Source organism: Chimaeribacter californicus (assembly GCF_002858675.1).
GTDB lineage: Bacteria > Pseudomonadota > Gammaproteobacteria > Enterobacterales > Enterobacteriaceae > Chimaeribacter > Chimaeribacter californicus.
This window is the reverse complement of sequence record NZ_PJZF01000012.1, coordinates 97,746-110,683: the sequence shown is the minus strand read 5'-3', so window position 1 is coordinate 110,683 and position 12,938 is coordinate 97,746. Positions and strand designations below refer to the sequence as shown.

At 58.5% G+C, this 12,938-nt stretch carries 13 protein-coding genes and 1 pseudogene; 6 read left to right on the top strand and 8 right to left on the bottom strand.

Features of this window, described 5'->3' with window-relative positions; genetic code table 11:
* Positions 1 to 256: 256 nt before the first annotated feature.
* The 5 genes from CYR55_RS14405 to CYR55_RS14385 form a co-directional block, all read right to left on the bottom strand.
* Positions 257 to 919: a DedA family protein gene (locus tag CYR55_RS14405; protein ID WP_101816941.1), complete on the bottom strand. Its 663-nt coding sequence runs from the start codon at positions 917 to 919 to the stop codon at positions 257 to 259.
* Positions 920 to 1,013: 94 nt separating this feature from the next.
* Positions 1,014 to 2,207, bottom strand: a complete 1,194-nt coding sequence (gene metC, locus CYR55_RS14400; RefSeq protein ID WP_101816938.1) for a cystathionine beta-lyase — start codon at positions 2,205 to 2,207, stop codon at positions 1,014 to 1,016.
* 205 nt (positions 2,208 to 2,412) lie between these two features.
* Positions 2,413 to 3,705, bottom strand: coding sequence for a TRAP transporter large permease (locus CYR55_RS14395; protein WP_101816935.1), 1,293 nt, complete (start codon positions 3,703 to 3,705; stop codon positions 2,413 to 2,415).
* A 15-nt stretch (positions 3,706 to 3,720) separates the two neighbouring features.
* Positions 3,721 to 4,233: a TRAP transporter small permease gene (locus tag CYR55_RS14390; protein ID WP_101816932.1), complete on the bottom strand. Its 513-nt coding sequence runs from the start codon at positions 4,231 to 4,233 to the stop codon at positions 3,721 to 3,723.
* Positions 4,234 to 4,269: 36 nt separating this feature from the next.
* A complete protein-coding gene (locus tag CYR55_RS14385) occupies positions 4,270 to 5,247 on the bottom strand; it encodes a TRAP transporter substrate-binding protein (protein ID WP_101816929.1) in 978 nt (325 codons plus the stop codon).
* 427 nt (positions 5,248 to 5,674) lie between these two features.
* Here CYR55_RS14385 and exbB point away from each other — a divergent pair, with 427 nt between their 5' ends.
* From exbB to CYR55_RS14365, 4 genes are all read left to right on the top strand, one after another.
* Positions 5,675 to 6,607, top strand: a complete 933-nt coding sequence (gene exbB / locus CYR55_RS14380) for a tonB-system energizer ExbB (protein WP_241522158.1) — start codon at positions 5,675 to 5,677, stop codon at positions 6,605 to 6,607.
* Positions 6,608 to 6,613: 6 nt separating this feature from the next.
* Complete coding sequence (exbD, locus tag CYR55_RS14375; protein ID WP_101816925.1) at positions 6,614 to 7,039, top strand: TonB system transport protein ExbD; 426 nt, start codon at positions 6,614 to 6,616, stop codon at positions 7,037 to 7,039.
* A gap of 143 nt (positions 7,040 to 7,182) precedes the next feature.
* A complete protein-coding gene (locus CYR55_RS14370) occupies positions 7,183 to 7,662 on the top strand; it encodes a cold shock domain-containing protein (protein WP_101817010.1) in 480 nt (159 codons plus the stop codon).
* A 204-nt stretch (positions 7,663 to 7,866) separates the two neighbouring features.
* Positions 7,867 to 8,886, top strand: coding sequence for a TerC/Alx family metal homeostasis membrane protein (locus CYR55_RS14365; protein ID WP_101816923.1), 1,020 nt, complete (start codon positions 7,867 to 7,869; stop codon positions 8,884 to 8,886).
* 474 nt (positions 8,887 to 9,360) lie between these two features.
* Here the strand turns inward: CYR55_RS14365 and CYR55_RS14360 are convergent, their stop codons facing one another.
* A complete protein-coding gene (locus CYR55_RS14360) occupies positions 9,361 to 9,645 on the bottom strand; it encodes a HigA family addiction module antitoxin (RefSeq protein ID WP_101816921.1) in 285 nt (94 codons plus the stop codon).
* 152 nt (positions 9,646 to 9,797) lie between these two features.
* Between CYR55_RS14360 and CYR55_RS14355 the strand changes: the two are divergent.
* Positions 9,798 to 9,970: pseudogene (locus CYR55_RS14355) on the top strand (type II toxin-antitoxin system HicA family toxin).
* A gap of 48 nt (positions 9,971 to 10,018) precedes the next feature.
* Positions 10,019 to 10,426 carry a type II toxin-antitoxin system HicB family antitoxin gene (locus CYR55_RS14350; RefSeq protein ID WP_101816920.1) on the top strand — a complete coding sequence of 136 codons (408 nt, stop codon included), beginning with the start codon at positions 10,019 to 10,021 and terminating at the stop codon, positions 10,424 to 10,426.
* Positions 10,427 to 10,493: 67 nt separating this feature from the next.
* Here CYR55_RS14350 and CYR55_RS14345 read toward each other — a convergent pair whose 3' ends face one another.
* Positions 10,494 to 11,933: an amino acid permease gene (locus tag CYR55_RS14345; RefSeq protein ID WP_101816918.1), complete on the bottom strand. Its 1,440-nt coding sequence runs from the start codon at positions 11,931 to 11,933 to the stop codon at positions 10,494 to 10,496.
* A gap of 10 nt (positions 11,934 to 11,943) precedes the next feature.
* The gene (gene astE / locus CYR55_RS14340; RefSeq protein WP_101816916.1) at positions 11,944 to 12,933 is read right to left on the bottom strand and encodes a succinylglutamate desuccinylase; all 990 of its coding nucleotides are present in this window, start codon (positions 12,931 to 12,933) and stop codon (positions 11,944 to 11,946) included.
* Between the last annotated feature and the right edge of the window lie 5 nt (positions 12,934 to 12,938).

Sequence of the window (12,938 nt, the reverse complement as noted above, 5' to 3'; positions counted from 1 at the left end):
CTTAATCGAGGTGACTCTTATTAATTAGGGAGGGACGGTTTAATATTTTTTAAATTGAACTTTTCGCGCTTTATATAATCGTTGTTCGGCATAATTTTCAATTTATGGTTTATTAATGAGTAATTAATCTGGGGTTAATTAATAGATCTGGCGCGTAAGAATTTTATTATTTTCTAGATTTGATGAATAAATAAAAACCCCGCCGGACAGGTTGCCCGGCGGGGTTTTTATTAAAGGATCGTGTTACGTGTTCACGTTACCGCGCAGTGGCTCTTTTTTTACGGATATACATCACCACCACACCGGCCAGCCCGAGCACCAGTAACAGCATCGGTAATACCATCAGCCCGGCCATCACCGCATCTTCATGGCGCTTCACCAGCGGGATCTGGCTGAAAGCGAAGCCGAGTGTCACCACCACGCTGACCCACAATGCGCCGCTCAGCCAGTTAAAGAACTGGAAGCGGGTATTGCTCAGCCCGGAGATGCCGGCCATGGTCGGCAACAGGGTGCGCACAAAGGCCAGAAAACGCCCCACCAGCAGCGCCATCAGCCCGTGCCGGTTGAACATATGAAACGCCCGCTGGTGGTAATGGGCGGGCAGTTGCAACAGCCAGCGGCGCACCAGCCGGGTATCGCCCAGCCAGCGCCCCTGCAGGTAACTCAGCCAGCAGCCGAGGCTGGCGGCCGCAGTGAGGATCAGCAGCGTAGGGATAAAGCTCATCACCCCTTTGGCGACCAGCGCCCCGGCCAGCAGTAACAGGCTGTCGCCCGGCAAAAAGGAGGCCGGCAACAACCCATTTTCCAGGAACAAGGTGGCAAACAACACGCCATAGATAATCCAGATCACGCCCGGATCGGCCAGCGCGCTGAAGTCCTGTTGCCAGAGCGCGTGGAGGATGTGTCTCAGTACTTCCATTGTTCTTCCCGTTGCGAATAAAACGTGCGCCGATCGGGCCCGACGACGCGCCGTCAGTCTACTCTCATTATAGTGCGCCGGGGGCGGCAGGCGATCAGGCCGGACGCAGACGGGCAAACCCGGCTGCCAGATCCTCAATTAAATCGTCGCAATCTTCCAGGCCGATGTGCAGCCGCACCAGCGTGCCGCTGAACGGGAGCGTCTCCGCCGGGCGGATCGCCTGCAACTCTTCCGGCTGGTTGGCCAGAATCAGTGACTCAAACCCGCCCCAGGAGTAGGCCATGCTGAAGTGGGTGAAGTGGTCGAGGTAGTGCGCCAGCTGGGCATCACTCAGGCGATCTTTCAGGATAAAGGAGAAGAGGCCCGCGCTGCCGTTGAAATCACGCTGGAAAAATTCATGGCCGGGGCAACCGGGCAGCGCCGGGTGGCGCACTTCCGCCACCTCCGGGCAGGTTTGCAGCCAGCGCGCCACCCGCAGGCTGCTCGCCTCATGCTGCTTCAGCCGCACGCCCAGCGTGCGCAGGCCGCGCGCCGCCATGTAGGCGGTGTCGGCATCGACCATCTGGCCCATCAGGTAGGAGTGCTCGCGCAGTTGCTCCCAGCAGCGCGCATTGGCGACGGCGGTACCGATCATGGCATCGGAGTGGCCGATGATGTACTTGGTGCCGGCCTGGATCGAAATGTCGATGTCATGCGCCAGCGCCGGAAACAGAATGCCCGCCGCCCAGGTGTTGTCGATCATGATCACGATGTCCGGGGCGACGGCGCGCACGGCGCTGACCATCGCCGGGATATCGGGCACTTCCATGGTGATGGAGCCGGGGGATTCCAGAAACAGCACTTTGGTGTTGGGCTGCACCAGTTCCGCGATGCCGGCGCCTGTCATCGGCGGGAAATAGGTGGTGCTGACCTGCATTTTCGCCAGCACTTTGCTGCAGAAATCCTGCGTCGGCTCATAGGCGGAGCCAATCACCAGCAGGTGATCGCCCGCGCTGACAAACGAAAGGATGGCATTGCTCACCGCCGCCGCGCCGCACGGGTAGAGCACGCACCCGGCACCGCCTTCCAGTTCGGTCATCGCGTCCTGGAACGCGAAGTGGGTCAGGGTGCCGCGGCGGCCGTAGAACAGCTCGCCCTGCGCACGGTGGGCGGTGGCGTGTTTTTTCGCTGCCACGGAATCAAACACCAGCGAAGAGGCCCGCTGGATCACGGCATTCACGGAGCCGTGGGTATATTTTTTCTGCCGTCCGGCGCTGACCAGCGCGGTATCACGATGTTTTCCTGCCATGTTGCCCGGTTACCTGTTGTTAATGTTGCGAACTTCCGCCTAACTTACCACGCAGCCGGGCAGGCGGGGGATGCTTTTCCCCGCCGGACGGAAAAACAGCAGATTCAGACAGCATTCTGCCGGAGAAGAGAAAAAACCTCCGGCAGAATAGATGGGAAATGAAAAAAGCCCGTCACGACGCGACACGGGCAAAGGGGAGTCACACTTAACCGGCGTGCACACCAAATAGGGTGGGCAGGTACAACGAAATCGCGGGGATGTACGTCACCATCATCAGGACAATGAACAGCACGATGTAAAACGGCATCATCGCTTTCACCACCGCCTCAATTTTCTGCTTGCTCACCGCACTGGCGACAAACAGCACCGAGCCAACCGGCGGGGTAATTAACCCAATACCCAGGTTGACCATCATGATCATGCCGAAGTGCACCGGGTCAATGCCGAGCGAGGTGGTCACCGGCAGCAGCACCGGCGTCAGGATCAGGATAATCGGTGCCATGTCCATTAAGGTGCCGACCAGCAACAGCATGATATTAATGCACATTAAGATGACATATTTGTTATCAGAGAACGCGGTGAAGAAATCGGTGATGCGGGTCGGCAACTGCATAAAGGTCATCACCGCGCCGAAGCAGGCGGCGAAACCGATCAGGATCATCACGATGGTGACGGTTTTCACCGTGCGGTACATCAGTTTCGGCAACTCAGACCATTTGTAATCACGGTAGATAAACATGGTGACGAAAAAGGCCCAGAGGCAGGCGATGGCCGCCGACTCCGTGGCGGTAAAAATACCGCTCAGGATGCCGCCCATGATAATCACCACCGTCATCAGCCCCCACAGGGTGTCGATGAAGATCTTCAGCGCCTCGCGGAACGGCACCCGCTCACCTTTCGGGTAGCCGCGGGCATGGGCAAAACCGACGCACATCACCATCAGCGACAAACAGAGCAGAATGCCGGGCAGGACGCCGGCGATGAACAGCGCCGCCACCGAGACGCTGCCGCCGGTGGCCAGCGAGTAGATCACCGCGTTATGGCTGGGCGGGATCAGAATCGCCTGCACCGAGCCGCTGGCGGTCACCGCGGCGGCGAAATCACGCGGATAGCCTTTTTTTTCCATCTCTGGAACCATCACCGAGCCAATCGAGGCGGTATCCGCCACCGAGGAGCCGGAAATCGCGCCGAAGAAGGTCGAGGCCATGATGTTCACCAGCGACAGCCCACCGCGGATAAACCCGACAAAAATATAGGCGAAGCTTACCAGCCGCCGGGCGATGCCGCCCTCCGCCATGATCGCCCCGGCCAGGATAAAGAATGGGATCGCCAGCAGGGAAAACTTGTTCACCCCGTTGGTGAGCTGGATCATCAGCGCTTCCAGCGGCAGATCGATCCACAACGCGCCGACCACCGCACTCAGCCCCACGGCATAGGCCACCGGCACGCCAATCGCCAGCAGCACGGCCAGCGAGAACAGCAGAACAAATGCATCCATCAGAGTCGCCCCGTATCAGGTTTCCGAGGTGCCGAAGACCACCGCCCGGCGATGGTGTTGCGGCCCCAGCATCAGCCGTTCAAGCACGAACAGCAGGGTAATTGCCGAGCCAAGCGGCAGCGGCAGGTAGGTTTGCCCGGCGGTCAGCACCGGGAAATCCGCCACCGGCTGCTCCCAGAGTTCGCGGCACAGGGTGGTGCTGTAGACCAGGATAAACAGGCTCAGCGCCAGCATCAGCAGGTCAGCCAGCGTCGCCGCGACTTTCTGCCACACCGGCGGCAGCCGGTCTGTCACCATACCGACGGCGATGTGCGATCCGGCGCGGTAACTCACCGCCGCACCGACAAAGGTAAAGGTCACCATGCAGATGATCGACACCGGCTCCGGCCAGGAGAGCGCCTGATTCAGCGCATAGCGGTAAAAAATACCGACCGGGATCACCGCGACCATCAGCAGCAGCGCAATGCCGGAAATCCACATTGCCAGCCGGTAGAGCACATCCATCGACGACAGGTAATAACGGGCCATAATTTCCCCCGGGTAACAGGCTGGACGTGAACAGGCTTATTTCACGTCGTTGATTTTATTCACCAGATCCTGATGGGCTTTGCCGAACTGATCGCGCACTGGCTGGGTGGCCTTATAGAAATAGTTAGTGTCTATCTCCTGGAATTTCACACCGCCGGCTTTCATGGTTTGCAGCGCTTTTTCGTTATAGGCGGCCCACAGCTGGCGCTGTTCAGTCTGCGCCTCTTTGGCCAGCTTCAGGATCAGTTGCTGATCCTCGCTGCTTAATTTGTCCCATTTCGCTTTCGAGTAGAGGAACAGCTCCGGGATAATGAAGTGGCGGGTCAGGGTGTAATATTTCGCCACCGGCAGGTAGTTATGGGCGACAAAGGTCGGCGGGTTATTTTCCGTGCCGTCAATCACGCCGGTCTGCATGCCGCTGAAGACTTCACTCACGCCCATCGCCACCGCATTGGCACCCATCGCTTTCAGCGTGGCCAGCGCCACCGGGCTGCCCTGCACGCGGATCTTCATGCCTTTCAGGTCTTCCGGTTTGGTCAGCGGGGTTTTGGTGATCATGTTCCGCGTGCCGGAATCCATCCAGCCGAGGAACACCAGGCGGGATTTTGGGTCATTGGTGATGTTATTGCCGATCTCCTGCCCGACCTGGCTGTCGAGCACCTTATGCATATGGTCTTCGTCGCGGAAAATATAGGGCAGGGTGAACACTTCAATTTCCGGCAGAATGGCTGCCACCGGCGCCATCGACACGCGGATCAGATCAATGGCGCCAATCTGCGCCTGCTCGATCATCTGTTTCTCATCGCCCAGCACGCCGCCGGGAAAGGTTTTAATCTCCAGCCGCCCGTCGGTGGCCTTCTCCAGTTTTTCCCCCATATGCTGCACCGCCACCACATTCGGGTAGCCCTGCGGGTGCACATCCGCGGCCTTAATGGTCTGGGCAAGGGACGAAGGGCTGATGAACAGCGTGGCGGAAAACAGGCTCAGGGCCAGCAGGGATTTTCGCAGTGTCATGGTTCTCTCCAGGGGCAGGGGAAGGCCGGGAAACGTCAAAGGAAAAAGGGGGTCTTGTTAAATTTGAAACATTTTATTAACGCGATTATACACTTTGAAATGGTATTGAAAATTTGTTGAAATGGCTTTTTAAAGTAAATCCGATCTGCGTCACGGCCAGCGCTGGCGCGGCCCCCGGATTTGTGATGCGGCTAAAAAAACAGCGCTTGCATCGGCGCGTTCCCGCCCTCCCTTCTGCCTGCCGCTCACTTTCCTTATGGATATTTCACTTGCCTTGACCTTGATCTCTTGCGTGCGTAAATAATAATGAGAACCACTATCAATCCCTGCTGTGTTTGATATGATCCCGCACTGATTTATTTCTTCCAACGTTGATGATTTAGGGTGGAGGCGTAGCAAATTGGCTCGCATGATGATGAAGTTGGGGATGCCCACATCCGCCGTAGCAGTAAAAAACACCACACAACGCCGTGGGCGCCTGGCGCTGGCCTCCCTGTGCCTGCTGGCCGGGTTGAGCGGCCCGGCGCTGGCGGCCCCAGCCACCAATACCGCCCCGGCCGCCCAGAGCGCGCAGGTAACCGCTGCGCCGGCGGCCCCGGTGATGGCCGCTGACCCGCAGCCGTCCGCCCCTGCGGCCCAGCCGGTGATCCCACAGGATCTGTCGGTGCTCGGCATGTATCACCACGCGGACGCGGTAGTCAAAACCGTGATGATTGGCCTGCTGCTGGCTTCGGTCGTCACCTGGGCGATCCTGTTCGCCAAGGGCAGCGAGTTGCTTGCCGCCAAACGCCGCCTGCGCCGTGAACTGCGCGCACTGGCTTCCGTGACCTCGCTGGACGAAGCCGCCGCCGTGGTAGAGGGCTTTGATGACAAGAGCCTCAGCGCCCGGCTGCTGGCGGATGCGCAAAACGAGCTGGAGCTGTCAGCGCAATCGGCAGACATCGCCGGCATTAAAGATCGCACCAGCTTCCGCCTGGAGCGCCGCGTGGCGGCGGCCGGCCGCCACATGGGGCGCGGCAACGGTTTCCTGGCGACCATCGGCGCGATTTCGCCGTTCGTTGGTTTGTTCGGCACTGTTTGGGGCATCATGAACAGCTTTATCGGCATCGCCGAAACCCAGACCACCAACCTCGCTGTGGTGGCACCGGGCATCGCGGAAGCGCTGCTGGCAACCGCCGTCGGCCTGGTGGCCGCAATTCCGGCGGTGGTGATCTATAACATCTTCGCCCGCCTGATTGCCGCCTACCGCCACCTGCTCGGGGACGTTGCTGCCCAATTGCTGCTGTTGCAGGGGCGTGATCTGGATCTGGCGGCCAACGCCGGCAGCAAACGCGCCAATCCGCAACTGCGCGTGGGGTAACTGACGATGGCGATGCGTCTGAATGACGATATTGATGAAAGCGGGGAGATGCATGAGATCAACGTGACGCCGTTTATCGACGTGATGTTGGTGCTGCTGATCATCTTTATGGTGGCCGCGCCGCTGGCCACGGTGGACGTGCGGGTTGACCTGCCGGCCTCCACCAGCAAGCCGTCGCCGCGCCCGGAAAAACCGCTGTTCCTCACGGTCAACGCCGAGAAACAGCTGTTTGTCGGTGATGTGCCGGTGCCGCGTGAGCAGCTCACGGCACAACTGGCGCAGCAGACGCACGGCGACAAAGAGACCACCATTTTCTTCCGCGCGGACAAATCCGTGGATTACGAAACGATGATGGGCGTGATGGACGCACTGCGTCAGGCGGGTTACCTCAAAGTCGGGCTGGTGGGCATGGAGCACACCGGCGCGCAGTAAGCCCGCCCCGCATGGAAAACGGCCTCCCCGGAGGCCGTTTTTTTATGGCCGCGCACCGGGCAGGAAGTGCGGTAAAGCAGGCGACTTCTGCGTGTGGCTCGACTAAAATAGGCGTTTTGTTGACAGGTCAGGCGGTAACTATGATGCACGGTACAATTACGACATATTTCGAAGACAAAGGATTCGGATTTATTAAAGATGAAAACGGCGACAACCGGTATTTTCACGTTGTCAAAGTGGCGAATCCGGAGCTGCTGAAAAAGAATGCCGCCGTGACGTTTGAGCCGACCACCAATAACAAAGGGCTGTCGGCCTATGCGGTGAAAGTGGCGGTAGAGAGCAAATACATCCACATTGCCGGTGAGCGCATCAAAATCACCAGCATCAAGTCGTTCAACCGTTTCACCAAACAGGTGCCGGTTGAGGCGCAGATTGATAAAGAGAACGCGGTGCTTTCTGCCGGGCTGCTGATGGAGCGCATCCGCCCGAAACAAGAGGCCGACAAAGGCGCAACCCGCCCGCTGGAAATGCTGAACGTCACCACCTTCCAGAATAAAACCTTCACTTTCTCCGAGCTGGAGATTGATATTGAAGAGACCGTGAAGGCGCTGAAAAACCTCTGATTGCCCGGCCTGCGGCCGTTAACTGACGCGCGGCAGGCCTTCCCCTCTGCATCCCCCTTTATGCCGTTGATAGTTTCATGTTGTTTATGTCTGATGATCGGCGCGCTGCTGCTAAAATAGTGACGTCGCGCACAATGCCGCGGCACACTTATAAAAACTAACCTGGTTACCGTTTCAGGTAACATATTGAGTTGAGAAGAGATAATGGAGTCTGTTCATATTGGTTTTCCTCTGGAGACGGTCAGCGTATTTGTTGGCCTGTCGGTCGCCGCGCTGCTGATTGACCTGTTTGCCCACCGTGGTAACCACGCCATCAGCCTGAAAAGCGCGGTAGGCTGGTCGATTTTCTGGGTGGCTACCGCCCTGGGTTTCGCCGGTTTTCTTTATATTCACCATGGTGCGGCCGTCGCGAACCTGTTTATTACCGGTTATGCGCTGGAGAAAGTGCTGTCGGTGGACAACCTGTTCGTGATGATGGCGATTTTCGCCTGGTTTAAGGTGCCGGATGGCCTGCGCCACCGCGTGCTTTACTGGGGCGTGATTGGGGCGATTGTGTTCCGCGGTATTTTTGTGGCCTTCGGCACCGCGCTGCTGTCACTGGGGCCGTGGGTGGAGATGGTGTTTGCGGTGATCGTCGCCTGGACGGCGGTGATGATGCTGCGTTCCGGTGAAGATGATGAAGAGATCGACGATTACTCCGATCACTTCGCCAACCGTCTGGTACGCCGCTTCTTCCCGGTGTGGCCGAAACTGGCCGGTGACCGTTTCCTGCTGAAAGCCGGCGAAGTGACCGCCGAGCTGGAGAAGCCGCAGAACAAGGGCTTCGCCTTTACGGTGAAGAAGGGCGCACGCTACGCCACGCCGCTACTGCTGTGTGTGGCGGTAGTCGAACTGTCGGACGTGATGTTCGCCTTTGACAGCGTCCCGGCGGTGATCGCCGTGAGCCGTGAGCCGCTGATTGTTTACTCCGCGATGATGTTCGCCATCCTTGGCCTGCGCGCGCTCTACTTTGTGCTGGAAGCGCTGCGCCGCTACCTCTCCCATCTGGAGAAAGCGGTGGTGGTATTGCTGTTCTTCATCGCCTTCAAACTCGGCCTGAATGCCAGCGATCACCTCTGGCACCACGGTTACGAGATTGGCATCAATACCAGCCTCTACATCGTGCTGATTGTGCTGGGCCTCGGCATCCTCGCCAGCGTGCTGTTCCCCGCCAAAGAGAAGTAATGCTCGCCTCCACACGCTAAAAACCCCGGCCCGCCGGGGTTTTTCTTTTTCCGGCCGGTGAAAACGGGAAAAGGGAATACCGGATTTTTAACGTCCTACAGGATCAATGACTTAGCTCTCATAAAAAACAAAGAAAATTTGGTAGAATTTTTTCGCCTGAAAAAGGTGCAGAGAATCAATGGAATGCCCGAAGAGTGTTCCCCGCGAGAGCGGGGATAAACCGGCGACTTGCACGGCAGGATTGCGAAATCGGAGGTGTTCCCCGCGAGAGCGGGGATAAACCGTTCATCACTCCCTCTCCGGTTGGTTGGAGTAAGTGTTCCCCGCGAGAGCGGGGATAAACCGGGGCTGGAGGGCGATGAGGAGCGCCTCACGGAGTGTTCCCCGCGAGAGCGGGGATAAACCGTGTCGCCGGTTGCTCAGTTTTGTACTGACCATGTCTTCCCCCGCTTTCGCGGGGATAACTTCTCGCCTTCAGGCGAAAGCCAGCCTGTGTAAATGGCTGACATCTGTTAGCTGTCTGGCGATAAAGAGGCTATACGTGGCCTGAATTTTTAGCCAGGTTTCCGGCGTGCTGCCAATTACGGCGGAAAGTTTAAGGGCCATTTCTGGCGTGACGGTAGTATGCCCGGAAATTAACCGGCTGGCCGTGGAAGGCGCGATCTCCATCGCTTTCGCAAATTGACGGAGGCTGACATTCATGTCCTCCAGCGCTTCAGCAATGATTTCGCCAGGATGGGCGGGGTTGGCCATTCTCATTAGTGGTAATCCTCCAGGTTAAGAATTTCAGCATCACCATCGGTAAACCTCCAGGGTAATACATCATAGCACCCCTTTAAGGTAAGCAAAAATGTTGACTAGGTAAGCATTTTTGATTACTATCTTTGCGTGTTCAACAGACAGGAGGAGAGGTGAAGCAAAGCGAGTTCAGGCGGTGGCTTGAATCTCAGGGGTGGAGATTTCAAACGGCACAAACCATTTGAAACTGAGATACCAGGGTAAACGGAGTGTAATGCCCCGGCATCCCGGCGCTGAGTTAAAAGAGCCATTGCGAAGGGCCATCATCAAGCAGCTTGGCCTATAAAAATCCAGCCCTTCGGGGCTGGTACTCGCGGAGATTCACTTAATCACTATGCGATATCCCATTGATTTACAGCCGTGTGATGGCGGGTACGTCGTGTCGTTCCCGGATATACCGGAGGCGCTGACCCAGGGCGACACGCGCGAGGAAGCGTTGGAAATGGGGCTGGATGCGCTGGTCACTGCCTTTGAATTTTATTTTGAGGATAATCAAAAAGTACCGGCCCCGAGTACAGTCACCGGCGATTTTGTAGAGGTGCCGTTAAGCGTTGCTGCTAAAGTCCTGCTGCTTAATGCCTTTATTGATGATGGCTTGACTCAGGTTGAACTGGCAAGCCGCATGAAAACTAAAAAGCAAGAGGTGACACGTATCTTCGATCTGCATCACACGACAAAGATCGATACGATCCAAAAAGCGCTGCTTGCGCTTGGTAAGCGGCTGGAATTGACGGCTATTTAATATACCGTAACCTAATTAAATGGCCGCCCTATGTGGGCGGCTTTTTTATGGGGATGTTCCCCGCCCCCTACATATTCCCTTCCAGCCTATACAGCTTCGTGTTTTCCCGTTTCACCTTAATCCGCCAGATAACCGCCAGCAGGATGAACCAGAGCGGCATCGAGAACAGCGCGATGCGCGTGTCCGGGTCGAACACCATGATCACCAGCGAAAACAGGAAAAACAGCAAGCTCAGGCGGCAGAGGAAAATACCGGCGGGCATTCTGAAAATCGCCTGCTGGTGCAGCTCCGGGCTGCGCTTGCGGTAGACCAGATAGGCCACCAGAATCATCCCCCAGCTGTAGATCACCAGAATCGCGGCCAGCGTCGAGACGATGGTGAACAGCGTCATCACGTTCGGCACCAGGAACAGCAGCAGGGTGCCGCTCAGCATACAGAAGATAGAGAAGATCAGGCTGCGTACCGGAATGGCCGTGGTGCGCGACAGAATCCGGAACTGCCAGTGCGCGTGCTTCTCCATCGACAGGCCGTAGAGCATCCGGGTGCTGGAGTAGACGCCGCTGTTGGCCGACGACATCGCCGAGGTCAGCGCGACAAAGTTAATCACCGCCGCCGCGGCCGGCAGCCCCGCTTTGGCAAACAGCGTGACGAACGGGCTGGTGTCGGGCGAGATGTGCTGCCACGAGGTCACGGCGATAATCACCACCATCGACAGCACATAAAACAGAATGATGCGCAGCGGAATCGCGTTGATCGCTTTCGGCAGAATCTTCTCCGGCTCGCGCGTCTCGGCGGTCATGGTGCCCAGCAGCTCAATGCCGGTATAGGAGAAAATCGCGATCTGGAAACCGGCAAAAAACCCCACCACGCCGTGCGGCATAAACACCGCTGTATCGGTGAGGTTGCCGAGCGAGGCACGCACGCCGTCTGGTGACGTCCAGCCGGTAGCAACCATCCAGATGCCGGTGACGATAAGCGCGACAATCGCAATGATCTTGATCAGGGCAAACCAGAACTCCGCTTCGCCGAACATCTTCACTGACAGCAGGTTAAACAGGAACAGCAACGCGAGCGTGAACAGCGCCGGGATCCACGGCGAGAGGTGCGGCAGCCAGTACTGCACATACCCGCCGCACACCACCACATCCGCGATGCAGGTCACCACCCAGCTCAGCCAGTAAGACCAGCCGAGGAAAAAGCTGGCCTTAGGGCCGAGATAGTCCGAGACGAAATCCGCAAACGAGCGGTACTCCAGCCTGGTGAGCAGCAGCTCGCCCATCGCCCGCATCACCATAAACATAAAGAAGCCGACCACCACATAAGTGATCAGGATCGACGTGCCGGAGACGGCGATGGTTTTCCCGGCGCCCATAAACAGGCCGGTGCCGATGGCACCCCCCAGGGAAATCAGCTGGATGTGGCGGGCGCTCAGGCCGCGGTGCAGGGTCTCCGGGCCGTGCTGATCCCCGGCCGGGGTGTGTGGCCGTTGTGATTTTTTTTCAGTCATAGGGGTCCTGTCACTCTGATAGGGAAAGGCGCGGCGCACCCGGTGCCAGCAGCATCCCGGCCCGCAGGCCCGTTGCTACCCCGGCGTTGGGGAACAGGATATGCCGTGCCGTGTCACTGACGACCCAGCGGCGATCCGGCTGGGCGGCGATCTCATAACCGGGCGGCAGGCAGGTGAAGTTCTCCGCCTCATTCGGCAGGTTCAGGGTGAACTGCTCACTGGTTTTGATGATGCTCTCCGCCACCGTAAAGTGATGCACCGGCGGTTTTTGCCGCTCCGGTAGCGGCGCGCCGGTGATCAGGGCACGGATCGCCCGGCCGGTGGGCGCGAACTGCGGCAGATCGTTCTGGCCGAACGGCCGCGCCTTGCCCAGCTCCAGCGTCACGCTCTGCGCCTGGAACTGCTCACTGACGAAGTGGCTGAAGGTGCCGCCCACCTGGGTGTGCTGCACCACCGCATCCAGCTCCGCCGCCGCCAGCAGATCAAAAAAGGCGGGTGAGTACGCATGCGCATGGAAAGGCACCAGCGCGAACTGCGGATACAGCGAACCCCTGATCGCGGTGTGCATATCCAGATGCCAGCGCTCACCTGCCGGGGCAGTGGTGTGCTCAAAAAACGCAGCGGTCACCGCTTCCAGCTCTGCCGCCCGCGTCGCCTCATGGCTGCGCGGGGCAGTTCGGTGGCGGCCGCCGAACAGCCGGTTCATGTCATGGTGCAGGTAGCGACGGTTGGCGCGCATCGCCGGCAGATTGCCGAACACCAGCAGCAGGTCAGTCGCCGGGCACAGCGTCCCGGCACCGATCGCCGCCACCAACGCCAGCAGCAGCTCGACCGGCGCGGTCTCGTTGCCGTGGATGCCCGCAGACACCACTACCGCCCGCCGGGCGTGCTCCGGCCGCAGTTCCAGCACGCCCTCCGCCAGCCAGCGCGGGTGAAGGGCGGCGGGCAGGGGCAGATCGGGCAGGGTGCAGTGCAACAGTTGATCGGTTAATGGCTGCATGTCGC